The organism is Enterobacter sp. CPE_E1241 (genome assembly GCF_045618265.1).
Lineage (GTDB): Bacteria > Pseudomonadota > Gammaproteobacteria > Enterobacterales > Enterobacteriaceae > Enterobacter > Enterobacter adelaidei.
This window is the reverse complement of sequence record NZ_JBIWYV010000001.1, coordinates 1,972,529-1,992,614: the sequence shown is the minus strand read 5'-3', so window position 1 is coordinate 1,992,614 and position 20,086 is coordinate 1,972,529. Positions and strand designations below refer to the sequence as shown.

Genomic DNA, 20,086 nt, shown 5'->3' with positions numbered 1-20,086 from the left:
GCGCTATATCACACTTCTGCTAACCTTCCGCCAACAGGATCGGTAAAAACCGACCCCATAATAAATCAGGAGAACGGGGATGAATTTTCCACTCATCGCGAACGTCATTGTGTTCGTTGTATTGCTATTGCTTCTCGCGCAGGCGCGCCACAAACAGTGGAGTCTGGCGAAAAAAGTACTGGTTGGTCTGGTCATGGGTGTTGTATTTGGTCTGGCATTACAGGCAATTTATGGCTCCGACAATCCAGTTCTGAAAGATTCCATTCAGTGGTTCAACATTGTTGGTAACGGCTATGTTCAGCTGCTGCAGATGATCGTTATGCCACTGGTGTTTGCCTCTATTCTGAGTGCCGTTGCCCGACTGCATAACGCGACCCAACTGGGGAAAATCAGCTTCCTGACCATTGGTACGCTGCTGTTTACCACGCTGATTGCGGCGCTGGTAGGTGTACTGGTCACCAACCTGTTCGGCCTGACTGCCGAAGGGCTGGTTCAGGGCAGTGCTGAAACAGCGCGTCTGACCGCGATTCAAACCAACTACGTGGGTAAAGTGGCGGACCTGACCGTTCCGCAAATGGTGCTCTCCTTCATTCCGAAGAACCCGTTTGCTGACCTGACCGGCGCCAACCCAACCTCCATCATCAGCGTGGTCATTTTCGCCGCGTTCCTGGGTGTGGCGGCACTTAAACTGCTGAAAGACGATGCACCAAAAGGTGAACGCGTGCTGACCGCTATCGATACCCTGCAAAGCTGGGTGATGAAGCTGGTTCGTCTGGTGATGCAGTTAACCCCTTATGGTGTTCTGGCGCTGATGACCAAAGTGGTTGCGGGCTCTAACCTGCAGGACATCATCAAGCTGGGTAGTTTTGTGATTGCCTCTTATCTGGGCCTGGGCATTATGTTTGTGGTGCACGGTATCCTGCTGGGTGTGAACGGCGTTAGCCCGCTGAAATACTTCCGCAAAGTCTGGCCGGTGCTAACCTTCGCCTTCACCAGCCGTTCCAGCGCCGCGTCTATTCCGCTGAACGTTGAAGCACAGACCCGCCGTCTGGGCGTGCCTGAGTCTATCGCCAGCTTCTCTGCCTCTTTTGGTGCCACCATCGGTCAGAACGGTTGTGCAGGTCTTTATCCGGCGATGCTGGCGGTGATGGTTGCTCCAACCGTGGGTATCAACCCGCTTGACCCAGTCTGGATTGCTACACTGGTAGGGATTGTGACCATAAGTTCCGCAGGCGTTGCAGGTGTCGGTGGTGGCGCAACCTTCGCCGCGCTGATCGTGCTGCCTGCTCTGGGTCTGCCGGTGACGCTGGTTGCGCTGCTGATCTCCGTTGAACCGCTGATCGACATGGGGCGTACCGCGCTGAACGTAAGCGGCTCAATGACGGCCGGTACGCTGACCAGCCAGTGGCTGAAGCAGACTGACAAAGCGATTCTGGAAAGTGAAGACGACGTCGAACTGGCGCACCGTTAAACACTGACAATTAAAAAAAACCGCCTGATGGCGGTTTTTTTTATGGCTGTTACTCTTCAACCTCTTCATCCTGGCGGATCTGCATCGCCCACCGTTGCGCGGATTCCGGTACTGTAAAAGTCGGGGAACGACGGAAATGTTCACCGATCAGCACAAACGCCACATATTTACCGCGTAACAGCCAGACATCACGAAAACCCTCCACTTTCAGGGCATGATCCGGCGGCGCGGGTTCAACGCGGGGCACATAGCTAATAACCTGGCGGTTTTGTTGGCGAAGAGGTTTCATAAGCGACTGGTTCACTAAAGCAAATTCTTGAAGCAGGAAAATTCTATGATAGCCGATCCTGCTACCTTCCGTCGCGCCCCGAGTGGGTGAGATGGCTTCTTTCGCTAATGACGGCATGTGAAAACTCTTAGTTAGCAAACCATCTTGCGACATTGTCCTATCCTTAAAAGGTTTTTTAGCAATGAATCAAGGAGCATCGTGCAATGTCGAACAAAGATAAAACACATCAATCGCCGATTCATGGCACTGAAGAGTCTCAACCGGGAATGGACTCCCTCGCCCCTGCTGACGGCTCTCACCGCCCCTCTCCCGGCCCTTCAGCCCCAGGCGAACAACCTACCGCACCGGGAAGCGTGAAATCACCGGACACGGGAAATGAAAAACTGAAATCTCTAGCGCCACACCGTAAAGGCGGCGAAGGTTTTGCGCTCACCACCAATCAGGGCGTGCGCATTGCTGACGATCAGAACTCCCTTCGCGCGGGCGCGCGCGGGCCGACCCTGCTGGAAGATTTTATCCTGCGGGAAAAAATCACCCATTTTGACCACGAACGGATACCGGAACGCATCGTCCACGCCCGCGGTTCCGCGGCCCACGGCTACTTTCAGCCCTATAAGAGTCTGAAAGCGATCACCAAAGCGGATTTCCTCTCCGACCCGGATAAAATCACACCGGTGTTTGTGCGTTTCTCCACCGTGCAGGGCGGCGCGGGTTCGGCAGACACCGTCCGGGATATCCGCGGCTTTGCCACCAAATTTTATACCGAAGAGGGAATTTTCGATCTGGTGGGCAACAACACTCCCGTGTTTTTCATTCAGGATGCGCATAAATTTCCTGACTTTGTCCATGCGGTAAAACCAGAGCCTCACTGGGCCATACCGCAGGGACAAAGTGCGCACGACACCTTCTGGGACTATGTCTCCCTGCAGCCTGAAACCTTACACAACGTGATGTGGGCGATGTCAGACAGGGGCATTCCGCGCAGTTATCGTACGATGGAGGGATTTGGCATCCATACCTTCCGTCTGATCAACACCGAGGGAAAAGCCACGTTTGTCCGCTTCCACTGGAAGCCTGTGGCGGGTAAAGCCTCGCTGGTGTGGGACGAAGCGCAGAAGCTCACCGGACGCGATCCGGACTTCCATCGCCGCGAGTTATGGGAATCCATTGAAGCGGGCGATTTCCCGGAATACGAACTGGGCCTGCAGCTCATTCCGGAAGAGGACGAATGCAAGTTCGATTTCGATCTCCTTGACCCGACCAAACTGATCCCGGAGGAGCTGGTGCCGGTTCAGCTGGTGGGTAAAATGGTGCTCAACCGTAACCCGGATAATTTCTTCGCCGAAAACGAACAGGTCGCGTTCCACCCGGGGCATATCGTGCCGGGGCTGGATTTCACCAACGATCCTCTCTTACAGGGACGTTTATTCTCGTATACCGATACGCAGATCAGCCGTCTAGGTGGGCCGAATTTCCACGAAATCCCGATTAACCGTCCAACCTGTCCGTACCACAACTTCCAGCGGGACGGGATGTACCGTCAGGATATTGATACCAACCCGGCGAACTATGAACCGAACTCCATCAACGATAACTGGCCGCGCGAAACCCCACCCGGGCCGAAACGCGGTGGATTCGAATCGTATCAGGAGCGTATTGATGGCAACAAAATTCGCGAGCGCAGCCCGTCGTTTGGCGAGTATTACGCCCACCCTCGCCTGTTCTGGAACAGCCAGATGCCGATTGAGCAGCAGCACATTATCGGCGGCTTCAGCTTTGAGCTCAGCAAAGTGGTGCGCACCTATATCCGCGAGCGCGTGGTCGATCAGCTGGCGCATATTGATGTTCAGCTTGCTCAAAGCGTAGCCGATAACCTGGGTATTACGCTCACCGATGAGCAACGCAACCTGGCGCCGCCAAAAGCGGTTAATGGTGTGAAAAAAGATCCGTCACTGAGTCTGTACGCAGTGCCGGGTGGCTCAATTAAAGGCCGCGTGGTCGCCATTCTGCTGAATGATAAAACCCGCGCCAGTGATGTGCTGGGAATTATGCAGGCGCTGAAAAAGCAAGGCGTGCACGCCAAACTGCTTTATTCCCGCATGGGCGAAGTGACCGCCGATGACGGCTCCGTGCTGCCGGTGGCGGCGACTTTTGCCGGCGCGCCATCGCTAACCGTCGATGCGGTAATTGTGCCTTGCGGGGATATTAACAGTCTGCTGACCAACGGCGACGCCGTCTATTACTTGCTGGAAGCCTATAAACACCTTAAACCGATCGCGCTATCCGGCGATGCGCGACAGTTTAAAGCGCAGTTGAAGGTGGCGGATCAGGGTGAGGATGGCATTGTGGAGGGCGATAACGTCAATGACGCGTTTATGACGAAACTGTTTGATTTGCTCGCTGTTCATCGCGTCTGGTCGCGCAGCAGTAAGATTGACCAGATACCGGCGTAAAAAAATGCCGGGTAAGGCGAAACCGCCCCCCGGCACTTCTTACAGATCCCTGAACGTTCCCAACCGATATCCGCGCTCGGCAATCGCATACTTGAGCGATGCCGACGTCAGCACATCCAGTTCCGCCAGTCGAGGCCAGCAGTAGGCGCTTTTACGCACGGTGTTATCAACAAAAGCGGGGTGCGCCATCACTTCCACCGACTTTTCACCTCGGGCGGCTGAATCATCCAGCACTTTCAGGAACAGTGCTTCATCGATCCCTTCGCCATAAAACGCGCTGCTGAATCCGTCCGTTGTGGGCACAGAGAAGAATGACAGGCCGTGCAGCGCCTGCACGTCACGATCCACGCGCATTGCAACCCCTTTACGTCGCGCAAATTCCGCAACAAGCGGGAAAATCGCCGGGATCATATGGACGTGATGGTGACTGTCAATGTGCGTCGGCTCCTTGCCAAACACATCAACAAAGCGGTTGAACTGACAGTCCAGCTCACGGGTAATCTCTTCGAGCGGCAGAGCATCCTGCTCCGCCAGTTCCCAAATCCACTTACCCAGCTGTCCGTCGCGAGTCAGACCTGGCATCTGCGAAAGCGGCATCCCAAGCGTCAACACAAAGTGCATGCCGACGCCCAGCGCCGGAACATCGCGGCTCAACTGCGCCGCGTGTTCAACCGCTTCACCATTAACCAGTGCCGTTGTGGAGGTCACGATCCCCCGACGGCAGGCTTCAATAATGCCGTAGTTTTGACCTCTGGAGAGACCAAAATCATCAGCATTGACGATCAGCAGGTTTTCCATTGCGCATCCCCTTAACGGTGTTTGAACTTCAGCTTCTCTATTGTTGCAGCAAAGTTCGGCAACCATTTTTCATGTGCCAGAATCATTTCACTGGCCAGTTGCTCCGCATCGCGATCAGAATGGACCAGCGGGCTGAGGTTCAGCGCCAGCAGCACGTCATTAAGCTCACCGCTTAACGCCGCATGACTGGCAGCCACTTCAAATCCTTTGATGGTGTGAATCAGGCCCATGACTTTGTCATCAAAATGGGTGATGCGTGGATGTGGTTTCGCCCCATCACGCCCCAGAATACAGGTCATCTCGATGGCCCAGTCAGCCGGAATGTTGTCGATATGACCATGATGCGGCACATTAACGTAATGCTCCGCTTGCTTATCGTTGTAAATGGCATTGATAACTTCACATGCTGCATCGGAGTAATATGCCCCGCCGCGCTGCTCCAGCTCTTTTGGTTTGACGTTCAGGTTCGGATCTTTATACAAATCGAACAGCTGCTTCTCAACCTTCTGAACGATCTGCGCACGCGCGCCGCCCTTATAGTACTCGCCCATTTCGATAGCCAGCATCTCTTTCTGCTTAAAGTAGTAAAGCAGGTACGAGCATGGCAGCAGATTCAGCGAGCGGATCAGCCCTTCACTGAATGGCAGGTCAAAGATGTTTTTCACTGACGCCGCGGTCAGGCGGCCGGAAGCCACGCCGTCGAGCAGTTCGGCAAAGCGCGATTTTCCGTTCACAATGACATCTTTGATGAACACCATGTGGTTCAGGCCGAACAGATCGATGGAGAGATCGTCGTTGTCGGTCAGTTCCAGAACGTCGCGGATAAACATCTTCATGCCAATCGGAATATTACAGACGCCGATAAAGCGTTTGAAACCCGTATGGCGGTAGACCGCCTCGGTCACCATCCCAGCCGGGTTGGTAAAGTTAATCACCCATGCGTTCGGGCAAATCTCTTCGACATCTTTGATAATGTCGAAAATGACTGGGATGGTACGCAAACCTTTGAACAGGCCGCCCGCGCCGTTGGTCTCTTGTCCCAGATAACCGTGACTCAGTGGAATGCGTTCGTCCAGTTCACGCGCCTTTAACTGACCCACGCGTAGCTGGGTGGTAACGAAATCCGCATCTTTCAGCGCCAGTCGACGATCCAGGGTTTTATGCACGGTTAAAGGCACACCGGCTTTCTCAACCATGCGCTTGCACAGGTCGAAAATAATATTCAGTTTCTCCTGACCTTCCTCAACGTCAACCAGCCATAACTCGCTAACCGGTAATTCATGATAACGTTTCAGGAAACCTTCAAGTAATTCCGGGGTATAACTGCTGCCGCCACCAATGGTTACGACTTTTAATTTCTTTTGCATAATATCTCCCTTAGCGTATCAGGTTAATCGCCTGCAAGGTATAGCGTACTCTTCCCGCTATTTGGGCAAGCAATCAAGGCAATATTCGCGGCGGGTAAAGCCGCCTAAAGTTAATTAATTACCGTCAAGTTTTTCCGGTAACTGTTCGGGGTGAACGATGTCAATTTCTTAAAGGTTTTAATAAACAGACTGGGGCTACTGTATCCGGATTCGTAAGCAATATCGGTGACAGAATAGTTGGTAATTTCCAGCTGTTTTTTTGCAAAATTAATGCGGATTTCATTAATAATTTGCACAGGTGTTTTACGATAATAACGCTGTGTCGCGCGAGTCAGATATTCCTGCGATTTTCCCGACAGTGAAACCATATTCTCCAGCGCATTTTCACTGAACTGCCCTTTATCGTGCATCAGTTCCACAGTACCGCGCAGCCATTGCGGAACATCATCCGTCACCTGCTGCTCTTCGCGATGATGGCGCAGCCGGTTCATCACATAGAATGTCACCGTTTCAATAAACTCATCAAATTCATTGTCGCGGAAGTTAAGCGAGGCGATAACCGTTTCAATCCAGGTCATAAACTCGTTTTTGACACGATAGACCTGCGATGCCACAAAGCAGAACGGTACCAGCGGCAGATAGTGCTTCTCAAAGAAGCGTCTGCTGACGCCCACATTCAGAATGCGTGTGGCACCAAATTCGTAAAAGCTCTGGTGATAGGATCCCATCGGTAAGAAGACAAAATCGCCCCGTTCAAGCAGGACGCGCTTACCGTTAATTTCCTGGTAGTAGCGGCCGGTCAGAACAATCGTGAACTCATAGTAGTCATGCTGGTGCAGACCGCTGGCGCTCTCCGTTTTGTTGTAAATGACCACGTGAAAATTCTTGCCATTAAACAGTTGCTGCTCAAGTGCGGTTTTAATTTCCATCGTGCTGACCTCCTGCTGCCTGACCTGACTTATTGCATTTTCTCGTGAAGCTCAATTAACTCCGCCACCAGCTCACGTGCCAGCATCGACGTCATCAGGTGATCCTGCGCGTGTACCAGCACCAGGCTAACCTTCATCTTCCCTTCCCCCTGGTCACCTTCGATGAGCTTCGTCTGCACCAGGTGCGCTTCATTCAGCGCCGTACGGGACTGATCCATCATGGTTTTCGCGGCGGCGAAATCCCCCTGCTTGGCCTGCTTGAGGGCGGCATAGGCCAGGCTGCGGGCTTGTCCGGAATTGATGATGAGCCCCATCACCACTTCTTCGAGATCGTTCTCTGCGCTTTCTTCTGCAACAATACTATCCAAATCTAACATTTTAAGCTCCTTGTGGCTGGCGCGGGTTTCCCCGCGCCGTTCAATCTTAGAATTTCAGTGAGAGGGCAATATCCTCTTCGCTCTCTTCTTCATCAATGATGGTTGCTGCTTTGTTCGCAATCGCCACGAATGGCATGTAAAGCAGTGTTGCAATCCCGAGGTTGAATATCGCCAGCAGGAAGGCCGCCACGCTGCCGTTGGTGTTGAAGAACGCGCCCAGACCCGCCGGCATTGTCCATGGTGCAATGTTGGTGATTGGTGGAATGATCCCCATGTAATAGGCCGTCAGGGTAATGGCTGCCAGCAGCGGCTGAATCAGAATGAACGGGATGAACATCACCGGGTTCATGATGATTGGCAGACCAAACAGGATCGGTTCGTTAATCTGGAAGATACCTGAAGGCAGCGCCAGTTTCGCCACCTGACGGTAGTCAGCACGACGAGAGACAATAAAGACCGCGATGATCAGACCCAAGGTCGCCCCGGTACCGCCCAGGAAGATATAGGAGTCAAGCATCGGCTTCGCCCACACATGGAAGGTTTTACCCGCTGCCAGCGCCGCGTCAACAGAGCCGTACTGCTGGTAAAGTGCTACGTTTTCCAGTGCCCATGGGGTCATAATCCCGCTGTCCAGCGCTGCCAGTGCCAGTGAACCATGCACGCCGAAGAACCACAGCAGAGAAGTGAAAATCACATACGCCCAACCGACCACTCCACCCATTGACGCTAGCGGCGTAGAGATAGAGTCCATGATGATCTGGTGGAAGTTAGTGCCCCAGTGAGAAAGCGCCCAGGCGATAATCCCCATGATGGAAAGAATAATGAAGCCTGGAATCAACGCGGAAAATGAACGAGAAACCGAAGCCGGAACGCTATCTGGCAAACGGATAACCCAGTTTCGACGAATAATAAAGGTGAACATCTCCGCCACCACCAGCCCGATAACAATACCGGAGATGATGTTAGCTCCGCCCAGCCAGTTGGCGCCTACTGCATACGCTTCACCGACACTGTAAGGGGTCACGGTCATAAATGCGGCAACGGATAATAAACCAGCAGCCAGTGGATCCACTTTCCGCTCTTCTGCCAGCGCCATCCCTATAAAGAAAGGCGCCATCAGCGACATAATACCTAACGTCCCGTTATAGACGTTGCCGCCGATGGCTTTAAAACCGTTAAGGGTTTCAATAGTCGAAGCGTCTAACCGAATTCCTAATGAATAAAAGAAGGAACCTTCACCAAAGCTCAGAAAAACGTTGTTAATTAAAACGAACATTGCCCCGGCCAGCGTCAACGGCATTAATTTAATAAAACCGTTTTTGATGGCATTAACGTGAGGCTGCTTTCCTATTTTAACAGCAAAAGGAAGGAGTACCTTTTCAAGTGAAGCGATGACTTTACTCATAGGAAAATACCCTTAAATGCCGCAACACAAGTTACGGCGTATTGTGTGTGAAATAACTCTTTGACGGGAAAAATAAAAATTAATTAGCAGCTTTTTTAATGGCTGCAACAGCAGCTTTCAATACACCTAAACCATCAATCTTGCCGTACAGCCCTGAGTCGATCACCTCGACCGGTTTATTCGGTAACAGTCGTTGAATTTCGGGTAACATATAAGCGATTTGCGGTCCCAATAAAACGACATCGGCTTTCTGGCCTTTTTCGCCCGCCAGCGTCTCAGGAAACGCTTCAATCACCACAGGGACTTCATACTTTTCAGCTTGTGCACGCATCTTTGACACCAGAAGCGAGGTTGACATGCCCGCTGAGCAGAACAGGTAAATATGTTTCTTTTCCATCATAATTTCCCTCTTGTATGACTACCTGCCATCTTGCTATCACTCGACTCGCTGTCCCGGCAGACAGGTAGCTTGTGTATTGTTGTTTGTCGTTGGAGTGAGTATACGCAATGGTACAGACAGGGGATAATTCTGAACAGACTCAAATTGTCTCTCATTGACCTGGCTTGTTGACTCCCTTCACATTTCGGGCAAATAATTCGCGCAAAGAAATAAGATTTTTGTATGCATAAAAAAACCGACCCACTGGTCGGTTTGTTAACATCCTCAGATACGCAGGGTTACTACGCCTTAGGTGCCTGCGGATCGGTGTCGTATTCAGCACAGGTCTGATAGCCGGAGTTAATAACATGGCCGGTATCATCCAGGGCGACAAAGTAGGTCTCTGCCTTACCATCACGTTGACCCAGGATATAGGTCTGGCAGGTTCCTTTCGCATGGATCATGGTCACTTCAGAAGAAGGTTTACCGGCAATCGCAGCCACCTGCGAACGGGTCATGCCTTTTTTGACATCTTTAACCACTGGCTGTGTGAACTGATCTTTGGTGCGATCGTAAGCTGTACACCCTGCCAGCATAGTCAGTACTGCCGCTGCGCTAAGAATTCCTGCTACGTTCTTGTTCATATTCCGTCCTCTTGTTTATCAGCGTGTTATCTAAGCATGGAATAAAAAGTACGATTGTTCAACTTCGTGAATTACGCCAGACGAATTTCGGAAAATTCTAATAAAACAATGATAACCTGCTAAATCGCCGCAAATTAGCGCACTCAAAACTGTGATCCTTGTCGTTTCTCGCCCAAAGGGTTAGTTTTAGCAGTAAATACTTTCGGTTTATGTTCTGCATATGGAGGGCATGATGGCTCTGCAACAAGAGATTATTCAGGCGCTGGGCGCGAAGCCTGCGGTAGATGCACATGAAGAGATCCGCCGCAGCGTGGATTTTTTAAAATCTTATTTAAAAACGAACCCTTTCCTGAAATCCCTGGTGCTGGGCATCAGCGGGGGCCAGGACTCGACGCTGACCGGTAAACTCTGCCAGATGGCCATTTCAGAGCTTCGCGAAGAGACCGGTGATGAGACACTGCAGTTTATCGCCGTGCGTCTTCCGTATGGCGTGCAGGCCGACGAGCAGGATTGCCAGGATGCCATTTCGTTCATTCAGCCTGACCGCGTACTGACCGTCAATATTAAAGGTTCGGTCCTGGCAAGCGAGCAGGCGCTCCGCGAAGCCGGCATAGAATTGAGTGATTTTGTCCGTGGGAACGAGAAAGCCCGTGAGCGCATGAAAGCGCAGTACAGCATCGCCGGGATGACCAAAGGTGTAGTTGTTGGAACCGACCATGCAGCAGAAGCGATCACCGGTTTCTTCACCAAATATGGCGACGGCGGCACCGACATCAACCCCATTTTCCGTCTGAACAAGCGTCAGGGTAAGCAACTGCTGGCCACGCTGGGTTGCCCTGAGCATCTTTACAAGAAAGCGCCGACAGCGGATCTTGAAGACGATCGCCCTTCCCTGCCAGATGAAGCGGCGCTTGGCGTCACCTATGACAATATTGATGATTATCTGGAAGGTAAAAAACTGGATGAACGTACCGCGAAAATCATCGAAGGCTGGTATCTGAAAACCGAGCACAAGCGCCACACGCCTATCACGGTGTTTGACGACTTCTGGAAGAAATAGAGCAAAACGGTAACCCGCATAATCTAGGCCGGGTAAGGCGCAGCCGCCACCCGGCTCTTTTTTAACCACCACACTCCTGCTACACTGTATACCTGAACAGTATAGGGAGTGGTATGTGAGCAGGCGTCAATCCGCCCCGCGTCTTGAGTTTGAAGCGGCGGCTATCTACGAATATCCCGAGCACCTTCGCCCATGGCTGGAGGCGCTGCCTAAACAGCCTGGCGTGTACATCTTTCACGGTGAGAGTAATACCCTGCCACTCTATATCGGTAAAAGCGTCAATATTCGCAGCCGGGTATTATCCCATCTCCGTACGCCGGACGAGGCCGCCATGCTGCGCCAGTCACGACGCATTACCTGGGTTCAGACCGCAGGAGAAATGGGCGCGCTGTTGCTTGAAGCCCGACTTATCAAAGAGCAACAACCGCTGTTCAATAAGCGCTTGCGCCGCAATCGTCAGCTTTGCTCCCTGCAGATAACCGCGGGCAAACCGCAGATTGTCTACGCACGTGAAGTCGATTTTTCACATGCCCCAAATCTGTATGGGTTATTCGCGAATAAACGTGCGGCACTCCAGGCCCTGCAAACGCTGGCGGATGATTTACAGCTTTGTTACAGCCTGTTGGGTCTGGAGGCAACCACCCGTGGGCGCGCCTGTTTCCGATCCGCTCTGAAGCGCTGCGCAGGTGCTTGTTGTGGGAAAGAAAGTGTTGAGGAACATCATGCCCGGCTTCTCAACGGGCTGGCGGCCATCAGTGTCGCCTGCTGGCCGTGGGAAAATGCCGTTGCCCTAAAGGAAGTGGGTGAAGCGATGACCCAGTATCACATCATCAATAACTGGCTTTGGCTGGGCGCCGTTGACAATGTAAACGACGCGGCAACCTTGCTACGCACACCCGCCGGATTCGATCATGACGGCTACAAAATACTCTGTAAGCCGGTATTAACCGGCAAATATGAGATCATTGTGCTGAGTGACCCGCCAGCCAGTTAATTTCACTGAACAATAAGGTGCCTTCAGACTCCAGCAGACGGAGAGTGTGGGTACCCTCTTCCCAGAATGCCCCCTGATCGGCGGTCAACAATTTATCCCCCAACTGCCACGCGCCGCCTAACACGAACACCACGCCGCCCCGGGAACCAAAGGTGGTAAAGGTACGATCGGCAACGCGTACTTTTGCCTGGCAGCAATCGCGCCGGGTCATGATGTTGAAATCCATTGCCATCCTTCCATCCGCCAGCAGTGCTTTTACCGGTAGATCGCCAGAAAAACTGTAAGGCTGATGCTGTTTCAGGGTATGACAGAATGCCTGACCGGCATCCAGCGTCACCTCTCCTCCCTCCAGTAACGTTATGACCCGATCAACACCGGGAAAAGAGGAGAATTCACCGTTACTGGCAATAGTCGCAATACTGGCACGCCAGTAAAAATCCCGCGTCGCGGGAGGAAAACAACAAATCTCTCGCGTTTCGCCAGCACCATTGCGCCAGAGACTGACCGGCATCTTACGGATATCAAAGAACTCCATCACCACTCCTGAATGGCACAACCTGTGCCAGGGCAAGGATATTGCTATCGTTGCTGTCTTGTTTGTTATCGTTAGGGTTTCACAGACACAGTATCGGCAGCAGAGCAGGCAGGCATTAACTGAACGTTAATAAAAATTCTAACGCCATGACTCTACGAACATTCTCTGAAGCGACTACAGGAGCATACCGCGCTCGCGGTGGCAGACAAGAGGGAAGGAAAGAAAAACCGCCGGTCCTGTCCACAGCGATAGCGCTTTTGTGGACAGGATCCCGGCGGTCTTAAGATGTTGAACCGATTATTCGGTTGGTGCTGGCATTTTACCTTCCATCGCCGGACGTTCTGTCAGACGCTTCTCAAAATTCGCATTAAATTGTTTTTTCTGTTCCGGAGTCAGAATGTTGTAGATCTTATTCTGGGTTTCCATGTGAGCCAGCATGCGGGCTTTGTGCTGCTCAGCCATTTTGTCGATCTGCGCTTCAGCTTTCGCCTTATCGAAACTATCGCTGGCGATGATGTCATGCATTGCGCGACGCTCTTCAAGCGGAGGACGTTTCATCTGGTCGCGTTCGCCTTTCCTGATATCGCGGATCTGCTGCTTCTGCGCATCCGTCAGATTCAGATCTTTAAACATCATCATCTCGTTGTGCATACCCGGCTTGCCTTTATGATGCATCATCATTTTGCCTTCAGTTGGCGCGGCAGCGGTGGTGGTCGTATCTGCGGCGAACGCCATGCTGGTAGCGCCCAGAGCCAGGGTAGAAGCAACAAACAGTGCAGTAAGTTTACGCATAATTTATTTCCTTTCTTTCAGTTATTCTTCGGCGCTATGCCGTGTTGACGAGATTAACTTTACGGGCTTTATCGTCAATTAGTCAGAGCAACGGTAAAACAATGAAAGTGTAAAAAACAAATTTTCGCCAAATGTGGAGGAAATAAGGATAAAGCGTGGAGAGTTGCAACAAAAAATAAACAACACGATGATTTTAAAGAAATTAAGCATGAGTATAGCGAAGTGAAGATTAATAATAAAGCAATTCACCAGGAATATTCTGCAAAAGAAGTGCGAACGCTTTAATCGTTAAGAAAAGGTTTTTGCTTCCCCCCTCAGAGGACGAGAGGGGAAATACTCAGGAGATTTTTTCCAGCATCAATCCGGCTCGCAAACCAAACGCCACCGACGGGTTAGGAAACAACACATATTCGGTTGTCTTCTGTACTTCATAACGATCCTCACCATCTTCGGCCAACAGGACGCCTTTACGGAACGGGGTAAAGTTGAGCGTATGTGCAGCCATATGAAGCAGGAAGGCATCGCTGCGGCGAGTGATCTGCTGCACGACCCGATACCGTTCAACGGGCTGATGCGCGTGCTCAGGAACCGTTCCTCCCAGCAGCGCCCGAAGAGCGAGATGCGTAGGCGCAAAGCGAGTCAGATCGTTCTGGCCGAACGGGAGTGCTTTTCCCAGCTCCAGGGTACACGCCAGCGCAGCGAAACGTTCGCAGGTAAAGTGAGTAAACGTTCCCCCCGGTGACTGATGAAAGACCAGCGCCTCCAGCCCGGCATCGCCCAGCCAGCTCAGGAACGATTCATCCCACGGCTGATGACGCTGCGGCAGAACGCCAAAGCGAACATGATAAGACGCCCGGATCGCCGTATGCAGATCCAGATGCCAGCGCGCAGGCCCCGCAGCCGCAAAAAACGCGCTCACGACGTTCTCCAGCCACTCTGCCCGCACCGTTTCGTCACTCTGTGGAAACTGCGACCAGCGCCCACCGAACATGCGGTTAATATCGCTCACCAGATACCGTTTGTTTTGTGCCAGCGCAGGCGGGTTGCCGAGCACTACCAGCACACGACACTTAAGGGTGATATCTCCGCGATACAGCGCGCGCAACAGCAGATCGACAATCTCAACGGGTGCCGTTTCATTCCCATGAATCCCCGTTGAAAGCAGCAGCGACAGATCGCTTTTCGCAGTCGGCGTCAGCTCAAGCACTCCGCGCCCCAACCAGCGCCAGTGGAATGAGGGGCCCTCCCCCTCACTCTGCTCAGGCGTTTCGTCAGCCAGGGTCAGCGCCAGTAGATTTTCCATACTCACTCCTTTAGCGCTGGAACGGATAAACCGATCCCAGCTGCAGGATGGATGTCAACGCGTCCAGCGCCTCACGGCCTTCGCGCAGCAGCTGAGGGTCGACCAGGTCGGCCTGCGTTAACCGGTCACGATAGTAACGATCCACCCAGTCGTTCAGGGTGTTAAACAGCGTCTCGTTCATCATCACTGCCGGATTAACAGCCTGCATTTCATTCTGCGTCAGTACCACGCGCAGGCGCAGACAGGCTGGCCCACCGCCGTTGGCCATACTTTCACGCAGGTCAAAGACGCGCAGTTCGTCAATTGGGTTATCGGCCTTAACCAGGTCTGACAGATAACGCCACACCCCTTTATGATCCCGGGACTCCTGCGGCAGCACCAGCATCATGCTGCCATCGTCACGGCTCAACAGCTGGCTGTTGAAGAGATAGGTTTCCACTGCATCCTGCACGCTGACCGCCTGCGTCGGCACCTGAATCGGCATAAAACCCGGTACGCGTTCATGCAACGTAGCGAGCAGCTTCTCCTGATGGGCAAACGCCTGCTCATGGCAGAACAGTACCTGGCGGTTGGAGACGGCAATCACGTCGTTGTGGAACACGCCCTGGTCAATCACCTGTGGATTCTGCTGGGCAAAAATCACCTGGGAAGGATTGACCTGATTCAGGCGGGCAACGGCCTGACTCGCCGCCAGCGTCTGACGGGCCGGATAGCGGACGGGTTCGGAATGACCGCCCTCCTCACGCCCGTAAATAAACAACTGCACACCAGGGTCGCCATAATCACCTCCCAGCCGGTTATGGTTGGCAGCCCCTTCGTCGCCAAACATCGCCACCTGTGGCAGAGCCTGATGCACCGCAAAATGGTCGTCATGACTGAAAATGGCGCGCAACACGCGCTCGGTGGTTTCCGCTTCGGTGGCGCGGTGGAATTTGTTGTTCAGGTTCGCCACCGTCAAATGGACTTTTCCATCCAGCGTATCGGCTGACGGTGCGACGGTTGCCGCGTTGGCCACCCACATTGATGAGGCAGAGCTTGCCGCAGAGAGCAGATGCGGTGTCTGTGTACCCGCTTTTTCAACCACCTGCTCATCGCTGCCGGTGAAGCCAAGTTGACGCAACACTGCCACGTTTGGGCGCTCTTGCGGCGGAATAACCGCCTGCGGGAAACCGGCATCCGCCAGCGCTTTCATTTTTAGCAGCCCCTGTTTCGCCGCCAGTTTCGGGTTGGAGACCTGAAAACGATGCTTCGTCGAGGCTTCATTACCAAAAGAGAGACCCGCATAGTGGTGCGTCAGCCCCACCAGCCCGTCAAAGTTGACTTCACGCGCTTTCATGACGATCCCCTCCGGTAAAGTCCAGACCCGGATTGAGCGTTTCCGGCAGCGTCAGCGCCGGGGTTTCCAGGCTTGCCATCGGCCACGCGCAGTAATCCGCGGCGTACCACGCGCTGGCGCGATGGTTGCCCGATGCCCCCACGCCGCCGAACGGCGCGGTGCTCGCTGCACCGGTCAGCGGTTTATTCCAGTTCACAATCCCGGCGCGCGCTTCCAGCAGCAGCCGATCAAACTTCTCGCGATGCGGCGAAATCAGCCCGCTCGACAGGCCGTAACGGGTGTTATTGGCCATTGCAATCGCCTCATCAAAATCGTCGTAACGCCAGACGCACAGCAGCGGACCAAAGACCTCTTCGTCCGGCACGTTGCTCGCCCCGCTCATCTCAACGATGCCCGGCGTAAGCAGCGAGGCACCCGGCTGAACCTGCTTCGGTTCGAGCAGCGTTTTCGCGCCGCGCGCGACGTGATCCTGCCAGGCCTTCAGCACATTCAACGCCGCCTGCTCGGAAATCAGACCGCCCATAAACGGCTGCGGGTCGGCATCCCACGTTGCAGGTACCAGACGCGCGCTCACTTCAACCAGCCGTTTCAGGAAGGCATCCCCCTGCGCACCACGTTTTACCAGTAAGCGACGGGAACAGGTACAGCGCTGTCCGGCGGTAATAAAGGCGGACTGAATGGTCAGATGCACGGCAGCGTCAATATCGTCAGGATCTTCCACGATCAGTGGATTGTTACCGCCCATCTCCAGCGCCAGAATTTTTTCCGGCTGCCCCGCCAGCTGGCGATGCAACTGATAGCCCGTTCCGGCGCTGCCGGTAAACAACAGACCGTCAATATCGCTCAACGCGCTCAGCGCCTGACCGGTTTCACGCCCACCCTGTACCAGATTCAGCACGCCTGGTGGCAATCCAGCTTGTTCCCACAGCTTCACCACCGCCTCACCGGTTAATGGCGTTAACTCGCTCGGTTTGAAAATCACTGTATTGCCCGCCAGCAGTGCGGGCACAATGTGACCATTCGGCAGATGCCCCGGGAAGTTGTACGGACCAAACACCGCCAGCACGCCGTGCGGACGGTGGCGCAGCGTGGCCGCACCGTCCGGCATCTCGGTGTGCTGTTCACCGGTACGGGTGTGGTAAGCCTTCACCGAAATGGCAATTTTGTTGATCATCGCCGTCACTTCGGTTGTTGCTTCCCAGCGCGGTTTACTGGTCTCAGAGGCGATGATGCGCGTCAGTTCGGCTTTGTTCGCCTCCAGCAAACCGGCAAACTTTTCAACAATGGCCTGACGCACGGCGAAAGGCTGTTTTGCCCACGCCGGAAACGCGCGGCGCGCGGCATGACAGGCTTGTTCAACCTGCGCGACGCTGGCGTCATTCCCTTTCCAGAGCACCTCTTTTCCTACCGGATTGGTCTTTACGCGCTGTTCGCCTTCGCCCGTGACCCAGTCACCGTTAATCCATAATGTCATGCTGTTTTCTCCTCAGGGCAGAGACGCACCAGGCGAACCGTATCGCCGGCGTTACATTTCAGGGCATCCAGTTCTGCAGCCGTCAGCACCAGACGTTCACATTTCGGGTTGGTACGCACCAGCATGGCGCGGAAGTTGGTGTAATTCTCATTCGACACCAGACATGCCGGCCAGTCACCCGGCGCGGGCTGACCTTCAGCGACCTCAACCAGCCGGCTTTTACGAATCGCACGCACGCGGTCGATATCGCACTCAAGCGTTGGCCCGCCGTCAAAGATGTCGACATAGTTACGGTAGCGGAAGCCCTCTTTCTCCAGCACCGCGCGGGCGGGCGCGGTTTGCGGATGCACTTCGCCAATCACCGCCTGCGCTTCCGGGGTTAAGAAATGGGTATAGATAGGATGCTTCGGCATCAGTTCGGCAATAAACGCTTTCTGACCGGTACCGCAGAGATAGTCCGCCCGGCTGAACTCCATCGAGAAGAAGCGCTCGCCCAGGCTCTCCCAGAACGGTGAGTAGCCGGTGTCGTCGATCACGCCGCGCATCTCGGCCACTACCTTTTCGTTAAAGCGATCGCGGAAGGCGGCCATAAACATAAAGCGTGATTTAGAAAGCAGGTAACCGTTGCCCTCTTTGCGCCACGCCGGGTCGAGGAACAGCGTGCAGAGCTCGCTGGCGCCCGTGTGGTCATTACAAAGAAACAGCGTCGGCAGCGCGTTATAGACGTTCAGCTCTTTCGAAGCATGAACCATCGTGCCGACGCGATAGTTGTACCACGGGTCGTTTAACCCAACAGCCACTTCGATGGCGCAAATCCCGGCAACAGCACCGGTGTCGGTATCTTCAAGAACGAACACATAACCCTGTTCGCTTTTTGGCAACGTCCCCTGCCAGGTGTGCAGGGCGCGCTCAATGCGCGCCGACAGTGTTTTTTCGTCGGCGGGAAGTGAGGTCAACCCACCTCCCGTCTTACCGGCAAGCTGCATGAGCCCGGCGAGATCGCCGCGCTCAACGGGACGGATGACCATCATGATGACACCCCGGATTTCACATGTTCGCAGGCCAGCGCAAAGCGATCTAAACCAGTTTGCACCTCTTCCTGGCTGACAATCAGCGCAGGAGCAAAACGCACCACGTTGGCACCGGCAATCAGCACCATTACGCCCACTTTTGCCGCTTCCTGTGAAATAAGTTTAGCTTTTCCGGCAAACTCGGCGGTGAGCTCGCAGCCGATTAACAGCCCCAGACCGCGAATTTCTTTGAACAGGCCGGTCTTACTGTTGATGGCATTCAGGCGTTCAATAAACCAGTCGTGACGCTGCTTAACGCCTTTCAACACCTCAGGGGTGTTAATGATGTCGAGAACCTGTCCGGCAACGGCGGTTGCCAGCGGGTTGCCGCCATAGGTGGTGCCATGGGTCCCCACGGTCATCACGCTGGCGAATTTATCGGTGGTCAGCATTGCCCCAATCGGGAAGCCGCCGCCCAGCGCTTTGGCTGTCGAAAGGACGTCCGGCGTCACACCGTAGTGCATGTAGGCATACAGTTCACCGGTACGGCCCACCCCCGTTTGCACTTCATCAAAAATCAGTACCACATTATGACGATCGCACAGTTCGCGCAGCCCCTGCAGGAACGCTTTTTGCGCCGGAAGCACGCCACCCTCGCCCTGCATCGGCTCAACAATTACCGCGCAGGTGGTGTCGTTGATCAGCTCGCTGGCTGACTGGAGATCGTTATAGACACCGTGACGAATATCGGGTGGCAGCGGTGCAAAATCCTGCGAATAAGAAGGCTGACCGCCCGCGCTGACGGTAAAGAGCGTGCGACCGTGGAAGGCGTTCTTAAACGCGACAATACCGCTTTTGTGTGTGCCAAACTTATCGTGTGCATATTTGCGCGCCAGCTTCAGCGCCGCTTCGTTCGCTTCTGCCCCCGAGTTACAGAAAAAGACTTTTTCGGCAAATGTTGCGTCGATCAGTTTTTTCGCCAGACGCAGAGCGGGCTCGTTGGTAAACCCGTTGCCGGTATGCCAGAACTTCGCCGCCTGGTCATTCAGTGCCTGACGCAGTGCCGGATGAGCATGGCCCAGCGCGTTCACCGCAATCCCACCTGCAAAGTCGATATACTCTTTACCCTGCTGGTCCCACAGGCGTGAGCCTTCCCCACGAACCGGAATAAAAGCCGCCGGAGCGTATACTGGCATCATCCATTCATCGAAATTTTCACGCGTAATTGACAGAGACATAGCGACCTCATCAGGTAAATAAAAAGTTATTTGAATGTTAAATAATTGAGTGTTTGCACTGTGAATGTAGATTGCAGCCTTCGTGCCAGCCAGCGATAAAAATGCATAAACGGGTTGAGCCAACAGAATATCAATAAGTTACAATATGGAGTTATTCACTATTAGTGCATAAAAAGTGAATATTTTTACGACAAGCGGCGCTTTGCCGCATGAAAATAAGAAAGAGTATGCA

General features: G+C 53.6%; 19 protein-coding genes. 4 read left to right on the top strand and 15 right to left on the bottom strand.

Features of this window, described 5'->3' with window-relative positions; all coding sequences use genetic code 11:
- The first annotated feature begins 79 nt into the window (after positions 1-79).
- On the top strand, positions 80-1,471 hold the full coding sequence (locus tag ACJ9Y9_RS09695; protein WP_028017216.1) for an L-cystine transporter: 1,392 nt from the start codon (positions 80-82) through the stop codon (positions 1,469-1,471).
- Positions 1,472-1,520: 49 nt separating this feature from the next.
- On the opposite strand, the gene cedA is transcribed toward ACJ9Y9_RS09695, so the two are convergent.
- Positions 1,521-1,877 (bottom strand): cell division activator CedA, encoded by a 357-nt coding sequence (gene cedA / locus ACJ9Y9_RS09690; RefSeq protein ID WP_080282770.1) that lies wholly within the window; start codon positions 1,875-1,877, stop codon positions 1,521-1,523.
- A gap of 86 nt (positions 1,878-1,963) precedes the next feature.
- On the opposite strand from cedA, the gene katE reads away from it, so the two are divergent.
- Positions 1,964-4,213, top strand: a complete 2,250-nt coding sequence (gene katE / locus ACJ9Y9_RS09685) for a catalase HPII (protein ID WP_407226095.1) — start codon at positions 1,964-1,966, stop codon at positions 4,211-4,213.
- A 39-nt stretch (positions 4,214-4,252) separates the two neighbouring features.
- On the opposite strand, the gene chbG is transcribed toward katE, so the two are convergent.
- From chbG to osmE, 7 genes are all read right to left on the bottom strand, one after another.
- A complete protein-coding gene (gene chbG / locus ACJ9Y9_RS09680; RefSeq protein WP_028017214.1) occupies positions 4,253-5,011 on the bottom strand; it encodes a chitin disaccharide deacetylase in 759 nt (252 codons plus the stop codon).
- 11 nt (positions 5,012-5,022) lie between these two features.
- Entirely contained in the window at positions 5,023-6,378 is a 1,356-nt protein-coding gene (locus tag ACJ9Y9_RS09675; RefSeq protein WP_028017213.1) for a 6-phospho-beta-glucosidase, read from the bottom strand.
- A gap of 110 nt (positions 6,379-6,488) precedes the next feature.
- Positions 6,489-7,340 (bottom strand): transcriptional regulator ChbR, encoded by an 852-nt coding sequence (gene chbR / locus ACJ9Y9_RS09670; protein WP_256125016.1) that lies wholly within the window; start codon positions 7,338-7,340, stop codon positions 6,489-6,491.
- Positions 7,337-7,684 (bottom strand): PTS N,N'-diacetylchitobiose transporter subunit IIA, encoded by a 348-nt coding sequence (chbA, locus tag ACJ9Y9_RS09665; RefSeq protein WP_028017211.1) that lies wholly within the window; start codon positions 7,682-7,684, stop codon positions 7,337-7,339. Before chbA ends, chbR begins: the two co-directional genes overlap by 4 nt.
- A gap of 46 nt (positions 7,685-7,730) precedes the next feature.
- On the bottom strand, positions 7,731-9,089 hold the full coding sequence (gene chbC, locus ACJ9Y9_RS09660) for a PTS N,N'-diacetylchitobiose transporter subunit IIC (RefSeq protein WP_028017210.1): 1,359 nt from the start codon (positions 9,087-9,089) through the stop codon (positions 7,731-7,733).
- Positions 9,090-9,168: 79 nt separating this feature from the next.
- Positions 9,169-9,486: a PTS N,N'-diacetylchitobiose transporter subunit IIB gene (gene chbB / locus ACJ9Y9_RS09655; protein WP_014883474.1), complete on the bottom strand. Its 318-nt coding sequence runs from the start codon at positions 9,484-9,486 to the stop codon at positions 9,169-9,171.
- Positions 9,487-9,770: 284 nt separating this feature from the next.
- The gene (gene osmE, locus ACJ9Y9_RS09650) at positions 9,771-10,112 is read right to left on the bottom strand and encodes an osmotically-inducible lipoprotein OsmE (protein WP_008500677.1); all 342 of its coding nucleotides are present in this window, start codon (positions 10,110-10,112) and stop codon (positions 9,771-9,773) included.
- Positions 10,113-10,344: 232 nt separating this feature from the next.
- Between osmE and nadE the strand changes: the two genes are divergently transcribed.
- A complete protein-coding gene (gene nadE / locus ACJ9Y9_RS09645; protein WP_028017209.1) occupies positions 10,345-11,172 on the top strand; it encodes an ammonia-dependent NAD(+) synthetase in 828 nt (275 codons plus the stop codon).
- Between the two features lie 115 nt (positions 11,173-11,287).
- Positions 11,288-12,166: an excinuclease Cho gene (cho, locus tag ACJ9Y9_RS09640; protein ID WP_032666814.1), complete on the top strand. Its 879-nt coding sequence runs from the start codon at positions 11,288-11,290 to the stop codon at positions 12,164-12,166.
- Here cho and ves read toward each other — a convergent pair.
- The 7 genes from ves to ACJ9Y9_RS09605 form a co-directional block, all read right to left on the bottom strand.
- The gene (gene ves / locus ACJ9Y9_RS09635) at positions 12,135-12,701 is read right to left on the bottom strand and encodes an environmental stress-induced protein Ves (RefSeq protein WP_028017207.1); all 567 of its coding nucleotides are present in this window, start codon (positions 12,699-12,701) and stop codon (positions 12,135-12,137) included. The two genes, cho and ves, sit on opposite strands and share 32 nt — an antisense overlap.
- 297 nt (positions 12,702-12,998) lie before the next feature.
- A complete protein-coding gene (gene spy, locus ACJ9Y9_RS09630) occupies positions 12,999-13,493 on the bottom strand; it encodes an ATP-independent periplasmic protein-refolding chaperone Spy (protein WP_028017206.1) in 495 nt (164 codons plus the stop codon).
- A 337-nt stretch (positions 13,494-13,830) separates the two neighbouring features.
- Positions 13,831-14,796 (bottom strand): succinylglutamate desuccinylase, encoded by a 966-nt coding sequence (astE, locus tag ACJ9Y9_RS09625; protein ID WP_028017205.1) that lies wholly within the window; start codon positions 14,794-14,796, stop codon positions 13,831-13,833.
- A gap of 10 nt (positions 14,797-14,806) precedes the next feature.
- Positions 14,807-16,132 carry an N-succinylarginine dihydrolase gene (gene astB / locus ACJ9Y9_RS09620; protein ID WP_028017204.1) on the bottom strand — a complete coding sequence of 442 codons (1,326 nt, stop codon included), beginning with the start codon at positions 16,130-16,132 and terminating at the stop codon, positions 14,807-14,809.
- Positions 16,119-17,606 (bottom strand): succinylglutamate-semialdehyde dehydrogenase, encoded by a 1,488-nt coding sequence (astD, locus tag ACJ9Y9_RS09615; RefSeq protein WP_028017203.1) that lies wholly within the window; start codon positions 17,604-17,606, stop codon positions 16,119-16,121. The genes astB and astD overlap by 14 nt, the downstream gene beginning before the upstream one ends.
- Entirely contained in the window at positions 17,603-18,637 is a 1,035-nt protein-coding gene (astA, locus tag ACJ9Y9_RS09610) for an arginine N-succinyltransferase (RefSeq protein WP_028017202.1), read from the bottom strand. The genes astD and astA overlap by 4 nt, the downstream gene beginning before the upstream one ends.
- Positions 18,634-19,854: an aspartate aminotransferase family protein gene (locus ACJ9Y9_RS09605; RefSeq protein ID WP_028017201.1), complete on the bottom strand. Its 1,221-nt coding sequence runs from the start codon at positions 19,852-19,854 to the stop codon at positions 18,634-18,636. Before ACJ9Y9_RS09605 ends, astA begins: the two co-directional genes overlap by 4 nt.
- Positions 19,855-20,086 lie beyond the last annotated feature (232 nt).

Excerpts from the sequence above, each read along its gene's own strand:
- ACJ9Y9_RS09695 (WP_028017216.1), top strand. The coding sequence starts at position 80 with ATGAATTTTCCACTCATCGCGAACGTCATTGTGTTCGTTGTATTGCTA.
- cedA (WP_080282770.1), bottom strand. The coding sequence starts at position 1,877 with ATGCCGTCATTAGCGAAAGAAGCCATCTCACCCACTCGGGGCGCGACG.
- katE (WP_407226095.1), top strand. The coding sequence starts at position 1,964 with ATGTCGAACAAAGATAAAACACATCAATCGCCGATTCATGGCACTGAA.
- chbG (WP_028017214.1), bottom strand. The coding sequence starts at position 5,011 with ATGGAAAACCTGCTGATCGTCAATGCTGATGATTTTGGTCTCTCCAGA.
- ACJ9Y9_RS09675 (WP_028017213.1), bottom strand. The coding sequence starts at position 6,378 with ATGCAAAAGAAATTAAAAGTCGTAACCATTGGTGGCGGCAGCAGTTAT.
- chbA (WP_028017211.1), bottom strand. The coding sequence starts at position 7,684 with ATGTTAGATTTGGATAGTATTGTTGCAGAAGAAAGCGCAGAGAACGAT.
- chbC (WP_028017210.1), bottom strand. The coding sequence starts at position 9,089 with ATGAGTAAAGTCATCGCTTCACTTGAAAAGGTACTCCTTCCTTTTGCT.
- chbB (WP_014883474.1), bottom strand. The coding sequence starts at position 9,486 with ATGGAAAAGAAACATATTTACCTGTTCTGCTCAGCGGGCATGTCAACC.
- osmE (WP_008500677.1), bottom strand. The coding sequence starts at position 10,112 with ATGAACAAGAACGTAGCAGGAATTCTTAGCGCAGCGGCAGTACTGACT.
- nadE (WP_028017209.1), top strand. The coding sequence starts at position 10,345 with ATGGCTCTGCAACAAGAGATTATTCAGGCGCTGGGCGCGAAGCCTGCG.
- ves (WP_028017207.1), bottom strand. The coding sequence starts at position 12,701 with ATGGAGTTCTTTGATATCCGTAAGATGCCGGTCAGTCTCTGGCGCAAT.
- spy (WP_028017206.1), bottom strand. The coding sequence starts at position 13,493 with ATGCGTAAACTTACTGCACTGTTTGTTGCTTCTACCCTGGCTCTGGGC.
- astE (WP_028017205.1), bottom strand. The coding sequence starts at position 14,796 with ATGGAAAATCTACTGGCGCTGACCCTGGCTGACGAAACGCCTGAGCAG.
- astB (WP_028017204.1), bottom strand. The coding sequence starts at position 16,132 with ATGAAAGCGCGTGAAGTCAACTTTGACGGGCTGGTGGGGCTGACGCAC.
- astD (WP_028017203.1), bottom strand. The coding sequence starts at position 17,606 with ATGACATTATGGATTAACGGTGACTGGGTCACGGGCGAAGGCGAACAG.
- astA (WP_028017202.1), bottom strand. The coding sequence starts at position 18,637 with ATGATGGTCATCCGTCCCGTTGAGCGCGGCGATCTCGCCGGGCTCATG.
- ACJ9Y9_RS09605 (WP_028017201.1), bottom strand. The coding sequence starts at position 19,854 with ATGTCTCTGTCAATTACGCGTGAAAATTTCGATGAATGGATGATGCCA.